This is a genomic window from Treponema sp. R80B11-R83G3, assembly GCF_054786115.1.
On the sequence record NZ_BDHF01000611.1, the window covers coordinates 22,964 to 47,090 of the forward strand.

16 protein-coding genes are annotated in these 24,127 nt (G+C 40.2%); 10 read left to right on the forward strand and 6 right to left on the reverse strand.

Features of this window, described 5'->3' with window-relative positions:
* The first annotated feature begins 1 nt into the window (after window position 1).
* The gene (locus ACYVRH_RS16925; protein ID WP_461258016.1) at window positions 2-3,205 is read left to right on the forward strand and encodes an ATP-binding protein; all 3,204 of its coding nucleotides are present in this window, start codon (window positions 2-4) and stop codon (window positions 3,203-3,205) included.
* A gap of 35 nt (window positions 3,206-3,240) precedes the next feature.
* The gene (locus ACYVRH_RS16930) at window positions 3,241-4,494 is read left to right on the forward strand and encodes a Wadjet anti-phage system protein JetD domain-containing protein (protein WP_461258017.1); all 1,254 of its coding nucleotides are present in this window, start codon (window positions 3,241-3,243) and stop codon (window positions 4,492-4,494) included.
* 335 nt (window positions 4,495-4,829) lie between these two features.
* On the opposite strand, the gene ACYVRH_RS16935 is transcribed toward ACYVRH_RS16930, so the two are convergent.
* Window positions 4,830-5,885 carry an SIR2 family protein gene (locus tag ACYVRH_RS16935; RefSeq protein WP_461258018.1) on the reverse strand — a complete coding sequence of 352 codons (1,056 nt, stop codon included), beginning with the start codon at window positions 5,883-5,885 and terminating at the stop codon, window positions 4,830-4,832.
* Entirely contained in the window at window positions 5,886-8,723 is a 2,838-nt protein-coding gene (locus ACYVRH_RS16940; RefSeq protein ID WP_461258019.1) for an Eco57I restriction-modification methylase domain-containing protein, read from the reverse strand.
* A 231-nt stretch (window positions 8,724-8,954) separates the two neighbouring features.
* Here ACYVRH_RS16940 and ACYVRH_RS16945 point away from each other — a divergent pair, with 231 nt between their 5' ends.
* On the forward strand, window positions 8,955-10,151 hold the full coding sequence (locus ACYVRH_RS16945; protein WP_461258020.1) for an MFS transporter: 1,197 nt from the start codon (window positions 8,955-8,957) through the stop codon (window positions 10,149-10,151).
* A 137-nt stretch (window positions 10,152-10,288) separates the two neighbouring features.
* Here the strand turns inward: ACYVRH_RS16945 and ACYVRH_RS16950 are convergent, their stop codons facing one another.
* A complete protein-coding gene (locus ACYVRH_RS16950; protein ID WP_461258021.1) occupies window positions 10,289-12,001 on the reverse strand; it encodes an alpha-glucosidase in 1,713 nt (570 codons plus the stop codon).
* A 48-nt stretch (window positions 12,002-12,049) separates the two neighbouring features.
* On the opposite strand from ACYVRH_RS16950, the gene ACYVRH_RS16955 reads away from it, so the two are divergent.
* From ACYVRH_RS16955 to ACYVRH_RS16980, 6 genes are all read left to right on the forward strand, one after another.
* Window positions 12,050-13,429, forward strand: a complete 1,380-nt coding sequence (locus ACYVRH_RS16955; protein WP_461258022.1) for a glycoside-pentoside-hexuronide (GPH):cation symporter — start codon at window positions 12,050-12,052, stop codon at window positions 13,427-13,429.
* A gap of 255 nt (window positions 13,430-13,684) precedes the next feature.
* Window positions 13,685-15,235, forward strand: a complete 1,551-nt coding sequence (locus tag ACYVRH_RS16960) for a hypothetical protein (protein WP_461258023.1) — start codon at window positions 13,685-13,687, stop codon at window positions 15,233-15,235.
* Between the two features lie 142 nt (window positions 15,236-15,377).
* Window positions 15,378-15,764, forward strand: coding sequence for a response regulator (locus ACYVRH_RS16965; protein ID WP_461258024.1), 387 nt, complete (start codon window positions 15,378-15,380; stop codon window positions 15,762-15,764).
* Between the two features lie 3 nt (window positions 15,765-15,767).
* The gene (locus ACYVRH_RS16970; protein WP_461258025.1) at window positions 15,768-16,256 is read left to right on the forward strand and encodes a chemotaxis protein CheX; all 489 of its coding nucleotides are present in this window, start codon (window positions 15,768-15,770) and stop codon (window positions 16,254-16,256) included.
* Window positions 16,257-16,271: 15 nt separating this feature from the next.
* Window positions 16,272-17,234: a diacylglycerol/lipid kinase family protein gene (locus ACYVRH_RS16975; RefSeq protein ID WP_461258026.1), complete on the forward strand. Its 963-nt coding sequence runs from the start codon at window positions 16,272-16,274 to the stop codon at window positions 17,232-17,234.
* A gap of 14 nt (window positions 17,235-17,248) precedes the next feature.
* Window positions 17,249-19,498, forward strand: coding sequence for an ATP-binding protein (locus ACYVRH_RS16980; protein ID WP_461258027.1), 2,250 nt, complete (start codon window positions 17,249-17,251; stop codon window positions 19,496-19,498).
* On the opposite strand, the gene ACYVRH_RS16985 is transcribed toward ACYVRH_RS16980, so the two are convergent.
* On the reverse strand, window positions 19,484-20,329 hold the full coding sequence (locus ACYVRH_RS16985; RefSeq protein ID WP_461258028.1) for a pantothenate kinase: 846 nt from the start codon (window positions 20,327-20,329) through the stop codon (window positions 19,484-19,486). The two genes, ACYVRH_RS16980 and ACYVRH_RS16985, sit on opposite strands and share 15 nt — an antisense overlap.
* Window positions 20,330-20,380: 51 nt before the next feature.
* Here ACYVRH_RS16985 and ACYVRH_RS16990 point away from each other — a divergent pair, with 51 nt between their 5' ends.
* The gene (locus ACYVRH_RS16990) at window positions 20,381-21,562 is read left to right on the forward strand and encodes an NAD(P)-dependent malic enzyme (RefSeq protein WP_461258029.1); all 1,182 of its coding nucleotides are present in this window, start codon (window positions 20,381-20,383) and stop codon (window positions 21,560-21,562) included.
* A gap of 29 nt (window positions 21,563-21,591) precedes the next feature.
* On the opposite strand, the gene ACYVRH_RS16995 is transcribed toward ACYVRH_RS16990, so the two are convergent.
* The gene (locus tag ACYVRH_RS16995; RefSeq protein ID WP_461258030.1) at window positions 21,592-22,299 is read right to left on the reverse strand and encodes a tetratricopeptide repeat protein; all 708 of its coding nucleotides are present in this window, start codon (window positions 22,297-22,299) and stop codon (window positions 21,592-21,594) included.
* A gap of 18 nt (window positions 22,300-22,317) precedes the next feature.
* Window positions 22,318-24,003, reverse strand: a complete 1,686-nt coding sequence (locus tag ACYVRH_RS17000; protein WP_461258031.1) for an ATP-binding protein — start codon at window positions 24,001-24,003, stop codon at window positions 22,318-22,320.
* Window positions 24,004-24,127 lie beyond the last annotated feature (124 nt).

A 24,127-nucleotide genomic window follows, 5' to 3' on the forward strand; every position in this document is an offset into this window, starting at 1 on the left:
TATGGTTACCTTGGAACGCCTGCGGCTTGTTAATTGGCATAACTTTGATGATGAGGTAATAGAAATAGGGAACCGCTGTCTTCTTGCCGGAGATAACGGCTCCGGCAAGTCAACTGTCATTGACGCGATTCAATATGTGATGGCGGCGAATTTGCGAATGGCGAGGTTTAATTCCGCCGCAGACGAGCGCCGTGGCGGAGGGCGCGATCTAATGGGCTATGTGCGCTGTAAACTTGGCAGTGAGTCAACCGAGTACCGCCGAGGCGACACCATAGCCCATGTAATGTTGGAGTGGCAAACCAATAACGACAATTTTGCCTGCGGCGTGTGTATAGAAGCCTACAAGGACAATCACCATACTGAACATTTTTGGATCGGGGACATAGGTTCTAAAGACTCCATACGGGCTATAAATATCCGCAACGAAAAAAACGAACCGCTGATGTTCCGTCAATTTAAAAATATACTTGCGGAAAAAAATCTTTATGACTATCCCACAAAGCAACAGTATGTAAAAGACCTTACTAACCGGCTTGGAGTTTTCAAACGGCAGCCCGATGTTAATCCTTACCTTGATTCACTTACCCGCTCCATCGGTTTTAAACCCCTTGATTCAATCGATCAATTTGTATGCGATTTTATTCTCGAAGAAAACCCCGTGTCGATTCAAGACATGAAGCAGAACCTTGAAAATTACAAAGAAGCGGATAGGCAGGCTAAAGGGGCAATAGCTAAAATAGGCGTGCTGAAAAAAATCTGCGCTAAGGCGGTGGAGTGGCGCAATTACGACGGGCTTATCATCAAACAGGAATATTTGAAACTCAGCATTGAACGGGAAAATGAAAAACAAAAGAAAGACAATGCCGCTCGCCAACTTACGGAAACGCAAAACAAATTGGATTTCACCAACCGTGAAATTGACGCGCTGAACCAAAAACGGTTGGATGCGGAACAGGAATTGAGAGCCTTGGATCAAAGTCTTGCCGCCAATGACGCGCATCGGCTTTACGAAGAAATTAGGGCGCGTATCGATAGAATAAATCTTGACCTTGCAAAGCAAACAGAACAAGCCGACAAATATCGAAATTTAAAATCCCAATGTGAAGCCCTTTTGAACCGCGCGTTGACAGAAGACTTTGACGGTGAAGACGCCGCCCTTGCCGAAGAAGCGAAGAAATACCAAAACGAAAGGTACATCGCCGAACGGAAAAAAGATGACGCGGCGAACAGTCTCCGTGACATTCGCTCGGAACTTGCGGAACTTGATCGGGGCATACTCCGCTATCCCGATGCTCCACGCGAATTGCGAGCGGCTTTGGAGAAGGCGGGTATCGAAGCTTTCTTTCTGGCGGAAGCGGCGGAAATTACCGAACCCGCATGGGCTGACGCTGTTGAAGGCTGGCTCAACACAAGACGCTTTGCCATTTTAGTCGCTCCTGAAAATTTTCAAAAAGCCATTGAAATATACGACCGCCTTCCCCGTTCTGTGGCCGGAGCTTTTATTCCCAATATCGAAAAGATGCGTAACGCAAATGCTAAACTTGGTTCCCTCGCGGAAATAGTCAAAGCCGAAGGTTATGCGCGTACTTACATCAACTACACATTGGGAAAAGTAATGCGCTGTGATCTTGCAAATCTTAAAACTTATGATTCTGCGGTTACCAAGGAATGTATGACCTATACGAACCATACCGCTTCACGGATCAAGGAAGATGTTTACAGCCGTCATTATCTTGGGCGAACCGCACTGGAAGAGCGCAAGAAATTTCTGTCTGCCGAAGCTGAGCGTATCGAAGCTGAATTGACCGTTGCCGAAAGGGAAGAACGGGAAGCGCGCAGCCGCGAAGATTGCTGTAACCGCGTAATACGTTTTATGCCGGAATTGAAATATCTTTTCCCTTCCATTGCAAGCGCGGAACTTCTTGCGGGACAGCTAACAACAGCGAATAAAGAACTTGACGCGATAGATACGCAATCGTTCAAAGAACTGGAAAACAAACGCGGTGAATTATCGAAGTATATTGATCAGTTAAAAAATGATAACGACAACCTGCAAAATACCCGAGGCGGCTTAAATAACAAATTATCCAACTGCCGCGAAGACCTTGATCGATTTACTCAATCTCAGGAAGAAAAGGAAAACGCGATCAAAAATTTCGGTAACGAACATTATTTAATGGTTGGTGAATGTGAAGAATACGCGCAAGACAAACTTTCAAAGAACAGCATCGCTGATCTATCAAATACATACGAAACTACTTTAAAAAGATTCAAAAGTACAACCGAAACGCTCAAAAAAGAGTACAATAAACTTGTCGCCGATTATGAACATGAGTTTCATTATCTTCTTGGCATGGAACCTTCGGATAATGCCGAAGCGGAAACTCTGTTAAAGCGGCTTGAAACTTCGGAACTGCCCCAGTACCGCGAAAAAATTGCAAAGGCATATCAGGATGCGGAAAAAGAATTCAAAGAACATTTTATTTCCCGCCTTAACGAGCATATCGAAGAAGCCAGAGAAAGTTTTAATGAGATTAACGATATTCTGCGCACTCTCCATTTTGGCAGGGATCAATACTGGTTTCATCTTGAAGAACTTAGCGAGCGCAAGGGACAAATCGAAGTTATTAGGCAGGCGGCAAAGATACCCACAGCGGACGAAGGGCTTTTTTCCCAACTTGTCGATCCCGCGGAGCGAAAAGCCGCAGAGGAACTTTTTAATCGTATTTTAAATTCTCCGCTGGATTCAAAAGAGCTTAAAGCGATTTGCGATTACCGCACTTATTTTCACTACGACATCAGGATCAAGGAAACCGACAACATGGACGAAAATGACAATCCGATTATTCTCTCGCTTTCAAAGGTACTCAAAGAAAAATCCGGTGGCGAATCGCAGACTCCCTACTATGTCGCTATTGCCGCAAGCTTCTACCGTTTTTACAAAGCGCGTCCCGAGACTACAGCGCGTCTGGTAATTTTTGACGAAGCTTTTAACCGCATGGACGATGAACGGATCGGCAAGATACTTGAGTTTTACAAAACCCTCAATTTGCAAATCATCACCTCGGTTCCGCCTGAAAAAATTGAAGCCATTGCTCCCTACATGGACAGGATCAACGTGATAAGCCGTTTTGGCAACGCGGTAAAAGTAAGAGACTGCCACATTGACGCCATTGATTCAAATGATATTGACATAAGCGTATGAAATTTTTTATATAGTTTTAAGCAAAGGTAAGAAAAATGACAAGTTGGGAAAAAAAGATTATTGATGAGTTTATCAGTCATTATTTTGATTCCGCTTCGGAAACAGAAGAGAATCGAAACATCCTGCGCGTGCGTTCCTCTTTGCTTTTCCCAAATTTTGATACGAGTCGTTCTGATGAAAAAGAATCTTATCTGGAAGCCGCAGAATCCCTGCAACGGAAAGGAATAATAAATCTTAACTGGGAAAAGCGTAACAAGGGCGAGCGTTTAAAAACTTTAAGCTGTGAAAACTTTGAACAACTTTTTGAAGAAGCCGGAAGACCGTACCCTAAGACCGAAGCGGAAAAAATCAGAACCATGTTAGGTGAAAAGGTTCGAGCAATTAAAGAATCAACACTGCCGGACAAAGACGCTGTTCAAACAGAAAAAATAATCGCCCTTCTGGAATTTCTTTCCCTGCGCTTCAGTCCTCGTGAAATCGGGCAGGGTCTTGATCAACACACTATGGAAGAATTTATCCGTCTTTTGGAATTCTGTTCCGAGCCCGCTCATCGGGAAAAATTAACAACCCGTGCTCTTTCAATTTTGCTTTACCATGATTCAAAACGTCTGGAGAACCTTCTATCTCTTTGCAATCCGCTTTTATCCCGCATTCAAAAAACCGTCTCTATTCCCGATCTTTCTTTTCTTGAACGCTCCTATCCCGAAACCATGATCGCGGGAAAAATTATTATTCAATTTAAAAATCAAGAACCGCCTCTTGTAAACGCCGAAGGTCATATCCTCGGCTTTCCGCTTGAGAGCGCGGAAGCGATTGAGGCAATACAGCTTGTGTCAGAGGAAAAAGAAAAAACCGTACTGACAATTGAAAACAAAGAAACTTTTTATGCTCTTGGTAGTCCGCAAAAACACAATGAAGGCAAAGACCTTTCCCATTATGATTGTTTCCTTTACATAGGCGGTTACTCAAACCGCGCCGCCGCCGCTCTTGTAAAGACATTAGCAGATTCAGGTTTTTCTTTTTACCATGCCGGAGACCTTGATCCAGACGGGATTCTTATTTTGCAACATGTTCAGGAGTTGGCTAAAAAGCCTGTTGTTCCGGTACGGATGGATGCCGCTACTTTTGACCAATACCAAGCGTGGGCGCGACCGCTTACCAAACCTACGTTACGCCAAATAGAGAAAATAAGGGAAGAAATAAAGGGTAGCCCCGAACTGGCAGGACTTTTACGGCGAATTGAGGAAACAGGCATGGGCGTTGAGCAGGAGATTATTGATTATAGGTAATTGACATGAGAGGAAAATATTATACGGTATCAGATTATATTACTTGTTTACTTATTCAATAAGTTTGCCAAAGTCGACTGACTTAAATGCCATAACTTGGTGTTCTCTGTTTCCATTTTATTGTATAAGAACGAGAAATATAACAATTCAAATATAACGAGATGAATTAGTATTTCCAACATCGCCTTGAATTGAGTGTCAACCATTTGTATCCTCAATTTAATCTGAATATGTGTAGAAGTCCGCTCCAAAGTCGAGAGTTCTTGTTGAGGAGCGAAGTTCGAGGGCTTTATTAATTTGATCGCTACCGTGGTATAGGGGCATGGTTACTTACATTAGTTTAGATAATCGTTCAAAGGATCGCCACTTACTTCTATCTTAGAAGTAACATATTGTAAATCATCCTTGAAAATGTTTTTAAAATCATGTATTCCTGATTCTTGAGGTAGCTCTTCAATCTTATTTGGATTAAAATATAACATTTTAAATTTCTTATTCGTCATTTTACTGATTTTTATCAAATCATTTATATAAGGATCTCTAAAAGCAAAACCTAGAACAATGACCATATCTACTGTCTGTAATCGTTCAAAGAAAATATTGTGTAAACTTATAAAAGGTTCTTTTTTTGGTCTTCCCTTTACACCTGGATACAAGATTGGCATTTTTTCAGGATTAGAAGGATAAGCATTAGCACCAGATTTCGTACAATTATTCAAATCATCATAATGCCAATCTAAAGAACCATGTAATTTATAATATTCAAGAGGTTTTCTTTCAATATCGTTATATTTTGGATTAAAAACAAATATATCACTTTGTGGTATAAATCCATAATTTATTGCATCTGTATCTATACCAACTTTTTTAAATCGCCCCTTTTCTCTGCGGCAAACATTTTCAAATGATAAATCGTAATTAGTTGTAAAAATGGAAATTTTCGAATCTGGATATTTTTTTTTCATTATTGATAAAATATTAATATAAAGTGTACATGCCTTTTCAATATCAATATTATTATTGTCAAGAGTATTATAAATACCTGTCTTCAAAGATAATAAATATCTGTACGCATTCTCTTTAATATTTTTATATGTATTATATATTATGTTATTAACATGCCCCGATGTTGATGATGATATAGAAGGAAAATATTCTTGAGCTTCTAAAATATGTTTTTGTAAGTTGTTATTTTCATCATCAAGAAATTCTTCTAATGTAAACATAACTTTTTCAATATCGGATATTCCATTACCCAAATAGTTGGATAATAATCCATTCATTTGATATTTTGAACTATCCTTTATAAGTGATGTAAATCCTGATGTTAATGGTAAACCAAATAAATTGGAAATTCCTGCTCCTGTTATAATAATAAAATTATTACTCATTTATCCCTCCACCACCTTAATCTCATCTTCTGTTAAATTATACAACCCATAAACCGCCGAATCAATCGCTTTGTTCACACCTTCAATTTGCCGAGAAATCATCGTTTTTAATTGCTGGTTCTTTTCAGTAGCTTCTTTTTGTTTGAGTTCCAACATTTTGTCTACAAGGGATACCAGATTATCGTGTTTGGTTTTATCTGTTTTTATGGAAAAATCAAGAATTGGAATGGGCATCCCTATTAGAGCATCTTTTTTTATTTTAGGAAAAGTCTTTTTCTCATCAAAATGTTTTAATTTCCAATAAAATTTAAATGTAGATGATAACATAATTCCTAAAATAAACTTTAAGGAATAATTTGTTTCCTTATTAAAATAGAGATTGTAAATCGTATTTAATGTATATACTCCACTCGGTATAATTGTAGCTATTGGTGTTTCACCAATTTGGCGTGTACAAATTCTTTCTGTATTATAGACATCATCATTACCGCCGCTCTTGATAGCTTTCTTTTCACAACTAACATATTCAACAGGAGCATCAAAAAAGTAATTATGAATGTTTTTCCCATCAATCACCGCTTTCCAATCTTTTGTTTTCTTGGTTGTAGAGACATATTTTTCTCTATCATGAGTCTGAATACCAAAGTATGCTGTCCCAAATGAACCAAAAGATATTGATTTCGACTGTATTTTTTTTATAACTTCAATATTTTTAGTATTTTCAATTATTTCAATTTCAAAATTATTATTTTCTAACCATGCATCTTGTGAAAAATATATTATTTGAGGTTCGCTGTCTGGTTTTAAGAATTTTGTTATTTCAACTGTATTTTTCTTGCTTTCAAGATTAGTTTTTTCCATACAAATAATTAATGTGTCAACACTTGCTCCATAAAAAACAGAATAATAAAAAAGGCGTATTTTCTTAATACTTGATTGTTTTAAAATAATAGAACGTATATTTACCGAATGTTTATTTCGCAAAAATGTATTGGGAGTAATAAAGCCAACAAGACCTCCAGTTTTTGATAATTTTAATGCTTTTTCAATAAAAACTTGATAAGTATCAATTTTGTAAGTTGCCGAATCGTAATTTTTCAATAGATAAGTAAATTGAGATTTATCATCAATTGTTTGAACAAGTACATACGGCGGATTACCAATCACTACATCAAAACCGCCATTGTTAAATATTTCTACAAATCCGTCTTTCCCATTCCAATCAAAACAATTTACCTTAATTCTGTCATCATCAGTCAGTTCAAGATTTGGTTGGGCGTTAAAATCTGTCCCGATAAGGCTGTTACCACATTTAATATTATTTTCAAGTGAAGGCAAGAGTGTTTTATCAGAATACTTAAAAAGCCATCCTTCGGCTTCTTTTCCCTCATTTTCCAGAAGTTTTAAATACAATGACAGTTTGGTTACTTCCACCGCTTGATTATCAATATCAACGCCGTAAATGGCACTGGTAAGAATTCGCTGTTTTTCTTCTATCGTTAGTCTATATGTCTGAAAAGCCACTTCGTAAATACTCTCGCCCTTTAGGGCAGCTTTTACGTTCTTGGCTTGCGTGTAATAATCAAGATGATAATCTAGTAAATACTGATACGCTTCCACAAGAAACGATCCTGAACCGCAGGCAGGATCAACAATTCTTATACTTGAAATTTCCTGAGGTGTTTTATTTTTGATTTTTTCGCCAACTGTGTTTTGCACGATGTAATCGACAATGTACTGCGGAGTATAATAAACGCCCCCTGCTTTCTTAACTTCAGGCTTTTCTTCGATTATGGCGGTATGTGTATCACCTTTAACTGTGCGTAACCGAATCGTCTTGCCAAGAAAACGCTCGTAAATACTTCCGAGAATCTCAACAGGCAGTACCGAAAATTCGTAGGGACATTCAGGGTAATACAAATTTACGATGATATGAGACAATACCTTGTCTTCAATACTAACCTTGTCGATCCAATCAATTTCGGCAAAAAGACCGGAATTATATTTGGTATTTGCTTTGACAAAAAGATGAATAAGTTTTTCGTAAATATTCTGACTTTTGGCAACCGAAAGTAACAAGTTTTCGTCTTCGATGCCTTTATCTTCGGCAATTCGTAGAAATATAATACGATCGATAATTTTTTGAACTACGGTATTAAGATCATACACTGAAAGATCAGGATTATTCTTGGCAATGTTTTTTGCCAGTTCCACGCGCCATTCTTCAATAACAGCCAAAATTTCTGTATCAACTTCTGATGTACCTTTCTTGTTTTTATTTTCTTCAATGTACTTATCAAAACTTCCTTTTAAAATAGCGTCTTTTGAGAAAGTACTGTTAATAAAATCAAAATGTTGTCCGTATTCATTAAAGGTACAGTAAAAAATACGGGCTGTGCCTGCCTTATCATTCTTATCAGGCTTGATCCGTGTATCATACACGGCAAATTCGGCAAAGTTCGTCAAAATCGACAGAGGAAGTTTTGCAGTATAGGCATAACGGCGTACTTGATAAGCCGGTTCGACGTTATCTTTAATATTTACTGAAGGTTTTTTTGCTTCTACAAAAAATTTTCGTACTCCGCCAATACGAAAACTGTAATCTGGCGCTTTTTTTGAGCCATCTATATTTACCTTATCTTCTCGTACCACTTCGCGATAACTTTCTGAAAAACCTTGATTATTTGCAATGTCCCAATTTAGCAAGGTAAAAAATTTGTCAATAAAATCAGTACGGGTATTGGACTCATCGTATTGACTACCTTTGTACTGAGTAATGTTTGCAGAAAACAATGAAACAAGAGTACTGAGCTGATCATTATTGATTTTTTTGGGCATAAAAAATTATATCATGAAATAGGCTAAAAAACAATGGCAACCTCACTCACTTCTCCCCCATTTATACCGAAGTTTATACCGAAATTTAAACCGATGTTTATACCGAAGTCATTTCCCTTGTTTTTTGCCGTTTTATTGTTGCATACCCCCACCCATCACCCCCCTTTACCCCATAGCAATTTCCACCGCTTTCCTATATACTAAAAACAAATCAAATACAAGGAGAAAATTATGTCGTCAATCACAGAAAACAAACAGGGTTTGAAGGTTCTCATAATGGGAAGTATTTTACAGTTGTTCTTGGGAATAATTTATGTATGGAGCGTATTTGTAAGACCGGTCAGCGGTTTTTACGGATGGACTATTGATGGCGTAAAACTTACGTCTTCATTTATGCTTTGCTTTTTTGTCATAGGCATATTGGTTGGGGGAAAGGCGCAAGTGAAAATCGGCGTAAAAATCACAACCTTGATTGGCGGGTTAATGGTCGCAGTTGGTATGCTGGCTACCGCGCTGATTCCGGGGGACGGAAAAGCGCCCGTTTTTCTTATCTATCTTTTCTACGGAATTATCGGCGGCTTTGGCGTGGGCGCGGGATATAACGCGAACATTTCCTGTGCGCAAAAATGGTTCCCGCAAAACCGAGGCTTTGCGACAGGCATAAGCGTCTGCGCGTTTGGAGTTTCGACAGTTATCTTCGCGCCACTTGTTACAACATTAATCAGTAAGCTTGACGTGAAGTATACGTTTTTAATTTTAGCCGGAGGTTTCGCGGTGGCAGTTCTCTTATTATTCAATTTTATTAAAACGCCGGAGCAAGTGCCAAACGCCGCCGCGCCTGTCTTGAAAGGCAAGCAATACACGACTTTGGAAATGATTAAAACACCGCGCTTCTATTTAATTGCGCTATCGCTCATGTTTGGCACTTCGGTATTTTTCATCATCCTTCCCAGTCTTAAAGAATTAGCGGAGAACAGAGGGCTTGCGTCTTTCGCAACCGGAATTGTCATGTTCACAGGCATAGCCAACGCGCTTGGCAGACTTGGCGCGCCGCTTATGTCCGATAAAATCGGGCGTGAAATGGCTGACATCATCATTCTTGCCGCAACCGCGCTCGGCGCGTTTGGGCTTTGTTTCGCCAACGGGATTCTGCTGATAGTGATCATCGCGGTAGTAGCGTTCTGTTACGGCGGCTATTCGGGACTGTATCCCGTTCTTACTTCGGGAAATTTCGGCATTAAAAACATCGGTTCTAATTACGGCGCGGTCATGGTGGGCTTTATGCTCTCTGCGCTGTTGTTCCCAATTGTGATCAAAAAAATCAATGGGCAAGAATTACAATTTATCGCCCTCGGTGCTCTTGCGGTTGTCGGCGTGGTACTGATTGTCATTTTAAGGTTGATGAATCTAAAACAACCAAAGGAGTAGTTAGTGGATAGTAGATAGTTTGTATGTTAGTAAGCTAAGAGTATTGGAAACAAGCTTAGTTTACTAACAATAACACTAATCACTATCTACTAATTACTAACCACTTCTTCCTGTTCGTGGTAAATCACCATTGGGGATTAATTCTTCACCAATACCCCGTCCCATGGTAGCAGTGAGTCTTCATATTTTTCACCTGACGCGGAAATAATCTGCGTTCCCAATAATAGACTCGCGAACTTTCTTGGCGGTTTAACTTTATTAAAAGAAAAGTTAAGCGCTACCGTGTATGTCTCTTCATTGAGTTTGCGCTGATAGATCATTATGCGATCATTGGAATAAACGGGATGGAAGTCTCCGTAGACAAGGCACTTGGTTTGTTTGCGTAAGACGATTAATTTTTTGTAAAAAGACAATATTGAGTCGGGATCATTTTTTTGCGAAGCGTAGTTAATATACTTGTAATTCTTGTTTATACCAAGCCAAGGGGTTCCTTTGCTGAAACCGGCGTTTTCGCTGTTATCCCATTGCATTGGAGTGCGGTTGTTGTCTCTTGAACCTGTTTTAATCCAATTCCAACGCAGCCATTTGGGAACGAATTTCTTTTTCAACAAATTGTCCATGTTTTTGCTTTCCACGTCGTTGAGTTCGTCAATACTCTTAAAATCAAAATTGGTCATGCCGATTTCCTGCCCCTGATAAATAAAGGGAGTGCCGCGCAATGTCAGTTCAAAAAGAGCGAGCATCTTCGCGCTTCGCCGCCAGTACTCTCCCGACTTTTTTTTCAAATCTCCCTCATTGGTCAGGCGGCATTTTCTCAAAGCGCCAAAGTGAGAGACAGTACGTGTTTGATCGTGGTTTTCAAGATATAGGGCGCACCAATCAAGTCCCTGCTGCCACTTTGACATTACTTCCAGCAATTTACGGGCGCGGAATTTTTTCAGTATATACTTTACAATGCGGCGGTCAACTTCCAGATGATCAAAAAAGAAAAGCATATTTAACTCTTTTCGGCTTTCATCGCATAGAAGTTTCGCGTCCGGCAAATCGACAAAAACAGTTTCACCTACCGTAAAGCAATCGTACTTGTCCAATACGTCGCGCCTTAGTTCGCGTAACACGGCATGGCAGCCTTCCTGCGACTTGTAATGCTCCAATCCTTGAATCGCTACGGTTTTTTTTCCGTCATCAAGGCTTGTTTTGTAAATTATATTGATAACATCGCAACGGAACCCTGCGGCTCCTTTGTCCAACCAAAAACGAAGAATTTTTTTTACTTCTTCTATAACTTTTGGGTTCTTGTAATTTAGATCGGGCTGTTTTTTATCAAAAAGATGAAGATAATATTCGCCGCTTTTTTCATCGTACTCCCACGCGCTGCCCAGAAAAAAACCTGTCCAATTGTTTGGCGGAAGTTCCCGTCCTTGCTTGCCGGTTTTTTTATCGGAAACTTTTTTACCGGGGCGCCAGATATAGTAATCACGGTAGGGGCTTTTAATATCTCTGCTTTTTTGAAACCACTCATGCTCATCGGAAGTATGGTTTATAACAAGATCCATAATAATTTTTATGTCTCTTTTTTTTGCTTCCGCGAAAAGCTTCTCCATGTCCGCCATCGTCCCGAATTTGGGGTTTATATTGTAATAATCGCTGATGTCGTAACCGTTATCGGCATCGGGGGATTTATACACGGGCGAAAGCCAGATTATGCCCACGCCCAGTTCTTTGATCTCGTCCAGCCTTGAAATTATTCCCGGAATATCGCCGATTCCGTCGTTTGGAAACTGCGTCTTTGGAGAATCCTGAAAACTCCTAGGATAAATTTGATAAATAACTCTGTCTTTCCACCACATAAATAATCCTCTATTCAAAATAATATTTTAATGATATAATATATTATTATGCAAAAAACTAATATTCGCAACCGGATAACTTTCGGTTTGGGGACAATCGGCAGGGACATGGTTTACGGCATAGTCAGCATGTTCCTTATGTTCTACCTTACCGATGTAATTGATCTGCCGACAAGTACAATGTGGTGGGTAGCTGGAATTATTCTTGCCGCCCGTATCTTTGACGCTTTTAACGATCCTTTCATGGGGCTTATCGTCGATAATACGCACACGCGCTGGGGTAAATTTAAAATGTGGATAACAATAGGCGCGATAACTTCCCCAATATTTACCATTCTTCTCTTTACCAACCTTGGACTTCAGGGCAACGCGTACATCGTTGCTTTCGCGATTATCTACTTTATGTGGGGTATCTGTTACACGATCCACGACATTTCATATTGGTCAATGCTTCCCAGTTTAAGCGTCGATCAAAAAGAACGGGAAAAAATAGGGGCGCTTGCCCGTATTTTCGCGAATATCGGTTTGTTTTTTGTAGTTGTCGCAATTGTGCCGCTTACGACTTCCCTTGGAGTAAAATTTGGTTCTATGCAAAAAGGCTATTTTGTTTTTGCGATTTGCGTATCGGTTTTTATGTCTCTTGGAATGTGCGTAACAATTTTCGGAGTAAAGGAGACGGGTATTGTCGCGGATAAAAAACAAAATACGCCGTTACGTGAATTAGTAAACATCATAGTTAAAAACGACCAGTTATTTTTTACGATGATTGCCCTTTCGCTGTTTATGATTGGTTATATGACAACTACCAGTTTTGGACTGTATTTTTTCAAATACGCTTACGGTGATGAAGGGATGTTTTCAATCTTCTCGGCAGTTTTAGGCGTATCGCAATTATCAGCCCTTGCAACTTTCCAGTTTTTCAGCAAAAAGTTCGACCGTAAAACTCTCTATACCGGCGCGATTATTTCGATGACGGCGGGTTATCTGCTCTTTTTCTTCGCTCCTGTTTCAACAATGTTATTCATCGGCATTGCCGGCGTTTTAATTTTCTTTGGGCAATCGTTTATCCAGCTTTTAATGGTTATGTTCCTAGCCGACTCTGTTGACTACGGACACTGGAAACTCGGCAAACGCAACGACAGCATCACTTTCTCCATCCAGCCGCTTATCAACAAATTAGGCGGCGCGGTAGGCAGCGGGGTTGTTTCCGTAGTGATAATTATCTCAGGAATTAAAGATGCCAATTCAGCAGACGAAGTTACGCCATCGGGCCTTTTAATGATGAAAGTCGCCATGCTAATTTTCCCACTTTTTTGCTTTTTAGGAAGCTACCTAATCTACCGCATGAAGTACAAAATCGACAGTAAATTCTACAAACAAATACTCTCCGATCTACAAGAACGCGGGGAGTTGAACAAAGAGGCATAATAGCCAAAGAATTTAACCACGAACCACACGAACAAGGAGCGAACCTAGAGAGCAAAGATTTACTACAAATATATGCGTAGTAGAAAGATAGAGATCAGGGGTTCTTGTCCGCAGGCTATGCGTGAGCTTCACAATAAGATAACGAACAAAAACCCCACTCCCTACTCCCCACTCCCCATTCTTCGAGTGTGAAATATTTTCGAAAATTTTTTAAAAAACAGTCAAGCGCCACGCATCTGTACGCCATATATAGGTATGAAAAATTTATCTGTTTTGGCTGCCGTTCTTTTGTGCGGCACAGTTGTTCTCGCGGCGGAACCCGCGCCGGTTCTTAATTTGGGTCTTCTCTGGAGCGGCTCTTGGGAAGAAAAAAACTTCACATTTCAGGACGAACCGGCTTTGTCGGGGACACTTGGTAATAGGGGGGAAATTAAATTGCAGTTTCTCCAGCCTGATCTTGCATTACGCGCTCAGGTTCTGGATAGGCACCCATTGGACTTTTCATTGGAGCCGCCCTGGGGGGAGCCTGATAAAGGAGTCACCAATTATACGGGAGGCTTGTATCACAAAACAACAGGATCAAGGTTGCTTTATGGGACGATTGATGAGTGGGGACTGCCCGCAAGAATCCGTAACCCGTGGATCCGCTCGCCGGCCTATGCTGAAAATCACAAGCCTATTATTGCGGATTTAAAAACGACTGCTTCTTCTACAAAGGAAGACGAGGCGTATCTGTATTTGTCAAGTCCTTTATTTCAACTTTTTCCTGATGTAAATTTAAGGACTTTTATCAGCGCACAGTCGGAAGTTGACGAGTTTACGCCGGCGTTTTCAGGCGGATTGGATTTTACTTTTAAAAGAACCAATAACTTATTGCTGGAAACTTTTTACACCGGTAAAACGCTTCAGTCTTCAAAACCAAGCGCATGGTTCTCTGATAAGCCGCCTTTACCGGAACGGGAATTCAGTCTCTTTGCCGCAGGGCTTCTCTTTACAAACCCGGATTTTTCCGTAAGCTCAGATTTTGCCGTATCAGAAACTTTTGCCGTAGGAAAGGATATTTATGCCAATCTGGGCATTTCCTATTCGCCGTCTTTACCTTTTGGGCAAAAGTCAAGACCGTTATTAATTTCATTATCGGCAGACGGCGCGGGGGATAGGTTTGTATACAGAGACGGCGTAAACCACGGGGAAGGTTTCAGGAGCGCGGCAAAAATTGAATGGAAAGGCAAAAACAGTTCCCTAATCAAAATAAACACCGTATTACGGGGACTGGCTTTTGGCGAGGATTTTAACCGCAGTTCCTCCGGTTTTTATTGGCGGTTCCCCTCTTCTTCTGCAATACGCAATAATACGCTCCGCCTGACGCGTATTTCCCTGTCTATGGACAGAAACGCGTCTAATCCGTTAAAAATCAATGATAGTTTCTCGGGAAACATTGGAATTTCACTGAATATGCGGCAAATAGGCATAAAAAACCCACTTGGGATTAATTTTTCAGGCTCGGTTAAGGGGCTGGCAGGGGCAAATGTCGATATATCACCATATCCCGTATTGGATAAAGATTGGTCATGGGAAACAGCCGATATAAATTGTGAATTTTTATGGTCGGCAGGGGTTTTTCAGTTCAGATCAAAGGCCGGATGCGCCTTTTTCCCGGAAAAAGACGAAAAATGGGAGCTTTCCTTTAGTACAGCCATTCGTTCTAAAATGGGCAGATTGAGTTTTAAGATGTCTTCTCCGGATTTTCCCGAAAAATGGAATTGGACTGTGTCATGGAGAATGGAAATACAAAGAAAAATGTAAAAAAAAGTGCATAAAAGACATTGTTTTTACGATAAATATATAGTATCATTTAAAAATAGGTATCTACTTTTAATTTGGCGGATACTGTAATGATAAGCTATTTTGAATGTCGCTTATCTCCAATTAATTATAAGGAGGTGTTATGCCCGGCGGTGTGACAATTATGATAGTTGATGACTCCAGAATTATGAGAAATACTGTAAAAGGCGTTTTCTCAGGAGTTGAATCAACTTGTAACTTTATCGAGGCAAAAGATGGTGAGGAAGCCCTAGCGTTATTGGAAACGCAAACAGTCGATTTAATTCTGCTTGACTGGAATATGCCAAGATTATCCGGAATTGATTTTCTAAAACAAGTTAGAGCGATGGAGCAATTCAAAGATTTGCCTATTATCATGGTAACCAGTGAGGCTGCCAAATTTAACGTTATAGAAGCGTTAAAACATGGAGCCACTGATTATATTACTAAACCAATTAAGCTTGATCTGTTCAAGCAAAAATTGTCGAAACTACATTTATTCAGGATGTAAAATATGACAGTAGAATTACAAAATTATGTAGAACCTTTTGTAGAAGTTACGGTCAGCACTTTCAAAGAATTTGTAGGTGTTGAAGTAAGCCCAAGGCATCCGCATTTTCTGGATCCTGACAAAAATTTTGAATGGGACATTTCTGCGGTAATAGGCCTATCCGGCGTGGTTAAAGGCGCTGTTATAGTTTCAATGAAGGCTGATTTAGCGATAAAATTAACCGACTTGTTAACGGGTTCGGAACATTCGGAACTTGATGCCGATGTAATTGACGTAATTGGCGAAATAAATAACATCATTGCCGGAAACATAAAACCAAAAGTGCCAAACGGAGACAGGATTGTAATTTCAATTCCTACAATTATCAAGGGAAAGGAACATTCAATCGCGTGGCCCAGCAAGCAGACGCGTATTCTTTGTATTCCGCACAAAGCGTTTGAAAATGATATTTTTCACCTAATGGTGGCTATTGAACTTGATGCTGAAAAATAATAGGGAGAGGGCATAATGAAGCATGTTTTCGTGTTTGATCCAAAAGCTTTCTACGGCCAGCAATGGAAAATGGACAATATTTTGGACAACATAGGGCAATTTTTTAGAACACAAGAAGCCCCTAATTTCTCCATACAATTTTCACGTTACAGAAGAAACGCTATAACCATAATTCAAGATGAAGCGGAAAAGGCAAAACCGGACGACATCATCAGGGTTTATGCGATAGGCGGAGAAGAAATTCTCTTTGACTGCTTGAATGGCGTCGCTCATTTTCAAAATATGCAGCTTGCAGCCGTTCCTCATGGGGAGTCTTATGATTTTTTACATATTTTCGGTGAAAGCAATATTGAATCCTTTAGGGATATTCCGTCTCTTGTTAAAGGAAAAGCTCTTCAAACAGACATAATCAGATGGGGGGTAAATTATGCTTTAAATTCCTGTTACATAGGAATGAATTCCGCCATATTAAAAAGAATAAAAGATTTAAAGTCAAACATGAACAAAGGCAGCTTTATTGCTTTCTCAAAACTTTCATCTTACTTTAACACGTTATTTGGCGCATTTGATAAAAATGTCGCCGCGCGGGAATATAAGATAACTATTGATGACGCGGATTATTCTGGGCAATACTGCTTAATCCATGTCGCGAATAGCCCGTATCATGATGGAAAAATGACTGGCGTTTCAGGGGCAAGCCCTGATGATGGTGTATTGGATATCGCGTTAATTAAACCTTCCCACCCCATGGGGACGCTTTCATCCATGAGAAAATATTCCAAAGGGAAACGCCCGAGAAATTGCGCTGTTGTCCATGGGAAAAAAATTTCAATTCAAACCGCCGGTCAAATGTGGATTCAACTTGATAATGAATACATTCAAGACACCAATATAACTATGAACGTGATTAATCACGCGGTACAAATGGTAACGATAAATAATTTATCATACCCATCAACCTCGATGACGGCTGTTTAAAGAAGGATTACTCCATGGCAATAAAAAAAACAGAAAGTAATAAATTAAAAACCATCGCAAACTTTTCTTCTATTGCGATGGTTATTTTTATAAGCGCCTCTTATATTATTGAAACTTACGTAGCCAAGGTTAAGGTTAATTACAGTATAGCCGGGCTTGTAATGATATTAACTATGGTGATACTTATCGCAATCATCAAAAACACAATAAATCATTACAAAATGGCGATTAACATTCCCGTTTTACTTTTATTATTTTATACGGCGCTTATGATGCTCAGTAGCTGGTATAACTCCCATTATATGCTTATCTGTATTTTCCTGTGCGCTATTAGCTGCATATATTCAAGTTTTGACAGAACTCTGAGTTTTATAATAATTCAAAATATTTTTTCCATCTTTCTTATTTTAAGCGGTTATCCTATAGGCGGGAAAGTGCCCATATTTACCGTATTGGTTATATGGATTATCTGCCTATTCATCAGTATTATAATGTTGTTGCTTACAAGATTAGCTACAGTTGTATTAAATAAAGCGATTGAACACCAAAATTCATTCATGGATCTTCTTGCTTCTACAGAAAACTTTGTCGCGATGATAGATGAACGCAATGAGGTTGTTTACGCAAGTAAAACCTTATCCGATCTGGGAAATACAAGCGATCCGACTTTGGTTCAAGGGCGTCCTCTTATCGATCTTTTTCCGGGAAAAGGCCTGAAAATACATGCGGGAAATTTATTAAAGGAAAAGGACGATTACAAAGAAGACTGGGAATTTTCATTAAACGGACAGAAACGTTATTTTAAAGCTGCTTCGCATGGCCTTCCGGGAGGCGGCGGCACTCTTATCAGCTTATACGACATGACCCAGCTTGCAGAGCGTGATGAAATTGCCGTCATGAAAGACAGCATGAAGATTGGCTTATTCTTCATAGATAAGAACTTTATTATTCAGGATCATTATTCAAGATATTTGGAGGAAATGCTTTCAGATACCAAACTTTTTGGAAAAAATTTAACGGATGTTATTGCCGACTCAGTCAGCCATAGCGAACTGGAAGCGATAAAGGATTATTTTGGCATGATCCTTGAACGCACTTACGACCAGGAAATGTTGGATGATATAAATCCGTTAAATGAACTTCATTATGTAAACAAAGAAACAGGCGACAGAAAAGTATTCCAATTTGCCTTTGCCACGGTAGAACGCGGGCACGGTGAAGTCTTTCTTCTGGTAACAGTCTATGATATTACAACCAGAGTAGAACTGCAGCAAAGATTGGCAGAAGAAGAATCAAGACGGCAGGAAGAAATGCAGTCTGTCTTTGAACTTATCAAAGTTGAACCGGACGTATTTAACGACTTTATGGCGGATATGGAGCATGAGTTCGACCAAATTGATAAGGTACAAAAAAATGACACATTGCCCACGCATGACGCGCTTGTTAAGATTTATCAGTCTGTTCATGCCATTAAATCAAACGCCGTTATTCTAGGATTGAACGTATTTGGCAACAAGATGCATAATCTGGAATCAAAAATAAAGAAATTACGGGAAATGCAAGGGGACGTGCCCTTCGGTGAAATGTTGAATCTGACCATGGATATAGAAAAGATATCCAAAGAAAAAGAAGGTTTCAGGGATATTCTTAACAAGCTTCAAAGTTATGCCGGAAGCGGCGGCAAGAGCGGCGGAACAGGTGAAAAACAAAATATCAAAGTGTTGGTTGAATCTCTTGCAAAAACCACTTCCAGAGTCGCCGAAGACTTAGAAAAGAAAATTAAATTTGTCCCGGCTGAAATTGATCCTGAAGCTATAGATAAAGGTCCAAGACGGGTAATGAAAGAAATACTAATGCAGCTTATCCGCAATTCCGCCCTGCACGGAATAGAAATGCCGGATGAAAGAAAAGCCAAAGGTAAAAATGAAATGGGCGTTATAAAACTTTCCATTAAGATGACGGAAGATCATAAGAATATACATATAAAACTTATTGATGACGGAAGAGGTCTTAATTACCAAAAGATCAGCGAAAGAGCGTTAGCCAATAACTTAATTACTAAGGAAGAAGCTAAAAATCCTGACGTATTATCGAAGGTAATATTCATGCCCGGCTTTAGCACCGCAGATACTGAAACTGTTCATGGCGGAAGGGGCATTGGCTTAAACCTTGTGCGAGACCGTATAAAGGAAGTAAAAGGCGCAATTAAATTAAAATCGGAACCCAACAAGGGAACATTATTCTTTATTTCACTCCCTGTTTGATAATCCCGCGCCAATCGCCGTAGTATATTCCGCCTGTTCAGGGTAGATAAATTCAATTCCATACATAGAGGTTACGTCGGCAAGCACTTTCCGCCCTATCGGGTTTTTGCTGCCATTGCCCGTAATAACAACGCGGCTGTAATTTTTCGCTCTTGCGGCAAAAACAGAAAGAACTCCTATTACCTGATACACCATGTTGATAATCGCAAGCGCGATATCCCCATGATTGGCGGTATCCAGCATTTTCCCAAAATTAGAAGCCGTACATTCGCCGTTTAAGAAACTTAATCCCGTATCTGTAATGTCACCTAACAAAAGGTCAACTTGGTTTAATTTTCCATTCTTTGCCAATTCCATAATATCATGGAATTCGGCGACCGACAAAAGTTTTTTACCCAGTCCCAATATTGTTCCGCCTCCGACACCCGAGCCGCCAAAATGAAAAATGCCTTTATCGCCGGCTTCGATTATTACGGTTCCCGTCCCGATATTTGTAATAATTATATTATTCATGCCGGAAAGAAACATTCCGCCCGTGCCGATAGCTTTTATCTCATTTACCCTGCCTGTGGTAATGCCAAAAATGTCGTCTTTTATTTTTGACGCCCCGGCTCCGGTAATCTCGATTCTTTCGACAGTGTTTATTTTTATGCCGTTTTCAAGGACTATTTTTCCAAAAGCGCCGGTAGCGGCAGTTATAGCGTCCGATGCCTTTGTTTTTATCATTTTGATTATTTTTCCATCTTCTATGGAAACGGCTTTTGTTATGGTACTGCCAATATCAATTCCTATTATCAAAATACTCTCCGATTGTTTTTCTAATTCTAGCATATAATACGGCTTATTGCTAAGACGGTGATTATCTAATATATTGATTCCATTATGAATTATGCTGAAGAATCTTTAAAAAAACATTACCAGTGGCGCGGTAAATTGGAAATTGTACCCAAAATGCCGGTGTCAACGCGGGAGGATCTTTCGCTTGCCTACACTCCCGGCGTCGCCCAACCCTGCCTTGAAATACAGAAAAATCCCGAAAAAAGCTGGGAGTTGACAGGGCGCTGGAATACGGTTGCCGTTGTAACAGACGGCACTGCCGTTTTAGGACTTGGCGATATTGGCCCTGAAGCCGGAATGCCCGTAATGGAAGGAAAATGCGTACTGTTCAAAGCCTTTGGCGGAGTTGACGCAATCCCTATTTGCATACGTTCAAAAGAAGTTGACGTAATTGTAGAAACGGTATCGCTTCTTGCGGGGAGTTTTGGCGGCATTAATCTGGAAGATATTTCCGCACCGCGTTGTTTTGAAATAGAGCGAAAATTAAAAGCGAAATGCGACATCCCTATTTTTCACGATGATCAGCATGGGACTGCGGTAGTAGTGCTTGCCGCGCTGCTTAACGCGTTAAAGTTTACGGGAAAAAAACTTGAGAATGTCAGCGTAGTTACGTTAGGAGCGGGCGCGGCGGGTATAGCCGTAATCAGGCTTTTACTTGCGCTGGGACTGTCTGATGTAGTACTGTGCGACCGTCAAGGGGCAATTTACAAGGGGAGAGGCGGCCTTAACAGTGAAAAGGCTGAAATGGCTGAAGTTTCAAACAGGCAAATGAAAAAGGGAAGCCTCGCCGACGTACTGCGGGGAGCCGATGTTTTTATCGGCGTTTCAGCGCCCGGCATGGTTACGGCAGAGATGGTGAAATCAATGTCGCCTAACGCAATTTTATTTCCGATGTCCAATCCGACGCCTGAAATCATGCCGGATTTGGCGGTTGCCGCAGGAGCCGCAGTAGTGGGAACAGGTCGCAGTGATTTTGCCAACCAGATCAACAACGTGCTCGCCTTTCCGGGCATTTTCCGGGGAGCGCTGGATGTCCGCGCAAGCGACATTAACGATGAAATGAAAATCGCGGCGGCTTATGCGCTTGCCAGTCTTGTAAGCGAAAATGAATTACGCCGCGATTACATTATTCCCGCGGCTTTTGACCCAAGGGTAAGGGACGCTGTTGCGCGCGCGACAGCCCAAGCAGCGATTAAGAGCGGCGTGGCAAGAGCATTTAACATCTAAAAACCTAACTGGGGTTTTTAAATGTTAGATTACTTTTTTTTAAGATTATCAAGATTTTTCTTTGCGGCTGAATACCCTTGAAATACGGCATAACTATACCATTCATGGGCTACAAGCTGATTCTTTGGCACTCCGTTGCCATTCTCATAGCACATCCCAAGACAATTCTGAGCTGGCGCGTATCCGTGCTCTGCGGATTTTTTGTATAATTCAATTGCTTTTGCTATATCCGCAGGCGTACCTTTGCCAAATTCATAACATACGCCCAAATTATACTGGGCAAAAACGTTACCCTGAGCCGCAGCCTGCTTGTACCATTTAACAGCTTCTTCTATATCTTTAGTTACGCCATTGCCGTTTTCATAACAAAAACCCAAATTACCCTGAGCTGGCGCATATCCCAATTGCGCCGCCTTAGTATAATACGCGACCGCTTTGTCTAAATCCATTTCTACTCCGCTACCGCTTTCATAACACCATCCCAAATTACAAATGGCTGGAGCATACCCTTGTTTTGCGGCTTTCTGATAATATTCAAGCGCTTTTGCATAATTATGGGGAACGCCATGCCCTTTTTCATAACAAAACGCCAGATTGCACTGTGCTGGAGCGTATCCTTTTTCCGCCGCTTTGCGGTAACAATCAAAAGCTTCCGCAAAATTATTTAACATTCCTGCGGCATTCCCTTTACTGAATAATTCAACAACATCATCACTAACCGGTTGATTTTCCGCCATACATTCCTCCAATAAAGATTAATTGTCTTCGTTAAGTAATGGCAAAAATTCCGTTAAAACAGCGTCTAATTCACTTTTAAGCGCGGCCATTTGATCAGGTGAAGCCGTATTTACACTGTCTGCAAGTTGATGTTCAACGCTGGCGGCTGCCGATTGCAAACGATTTTTCCCTATTTGCCCGGCGTTGCCTTTTAACGCATGCACCAGTTTATAAGCCGTTTTAACATCGCCACTTTCTATTAATTTGCATATTTCTTCGTATTTATTTATATTTGCTTTAATAAAATATTTTTCCAGAGATTTTTGAAATTCCATATCGGACGCAGGTTCTTCTTTTTTTATTTCCTTTTGTAATTCTGACTGTTTTACGGGCGTTAGATATTTTAACAGGCAGCGCCACAATTCCTGGGAAGTAAACGGCTTGCCTACACAGTCAGCTATACCATGAGCTTTATAAGTATCCATGTCTTCTGTCATTATATTGGCAGTCAAGGCTACAATGGGAATTTTATTATTAAGTTTGATGATTTCAACGGCAGCCTCAAGCCCGTCCATTACGGGCATATTCATATCCATAAAAATTAAATCGAATAATCTCTCACCTTTCCTGATACGGCTTTTAACCAACTCAACGCCAATTAAACCGTTTTCCACAATTACGGTTTTCAACCCAACCCTCGTAAGGTGTTCGCGTATAACTTCCTGCTTCATAAAATTATCTTCACATATAAGAACTTCGCCGTTAAATACAGGTTTCTCAAGTTCTTTTGGGAAAATCCGACTCTGGAACATTTCTTCCATGGACACATCTATCGTGTCAAATGTAAGATCAAAACTAAATCTGCTTCCAACGCCGGGCGTACTGTCTACAGAGAGTTTCCCTCCCATCATTTCTATGATGCTTTTGGTTATCGGTAAACTAAGCCCTGTGCCGCCGTATCTGCTTGCCATTACTGTTTCCACTTTTGAAAACGGCTCAAATATTACAGCTATCTGCTCGGCGGTCATGCCAACGCCGCTGTCTTTAATTTCAAAATGTATTGTAATGGACTTATCATCTATACGAATAATATCGGACACAAGTTTGACCATGCCGGTATTTGTAAATTTTACCGCGTTGGAAAGCAGATTTACAAATATCTGCCTGAGTCTAACCGGATCGCCAACAGGTTTTTTACCAACGCTTGGTTCGGCATAGAAGTGAAGCAATATTCCTTTATCAACGGCTTTAGGCATAACCATGGTTCTGCAACTTGCAAACAGTTCATGCATATCAAAGGGAATTTTTTTCAGCGACAATTCACCGGATTCAATTTTGGAAATATCCATAATATCATTGGTAATTTGCAGCAACCAGTCCGCGTTAACGCGGATATTAGTCAGATAATCTTTTGTCTTATTGGAAATCTCATCATCCAGAGCCAAATCGGAAAATCCAATGATGCTGTCTAAGGGCGTGCGAATTTCATTACTGATATTTGCATGGAACGCAGATTTTGATTTGCTTACAGCGTTAGCTGCTTCAAGCTCGGCTTCAAGTTCTTGCAGGCGCTTGTTTAACTCACCAGTGCGTAACTGCACCAGCTTTTCAAGCTTTTTCTTTTCATTGGCGCGTCTTAATAATAAAATAATAAAAAGGACAATTACGATAACCAATAACGCAAGAACAGAGATAAAATTAAAAAATCGAAAATCAGTAAACATACAATACCTTCAAAAAACCCAATTATAGAGGGAAATTATTAACTTGACCTTAGTATTGTACCATAAAGAGAAAAACAGGGCAAGTTGAAATATTAAAGATTTATAATAAATTAACAAATATTTG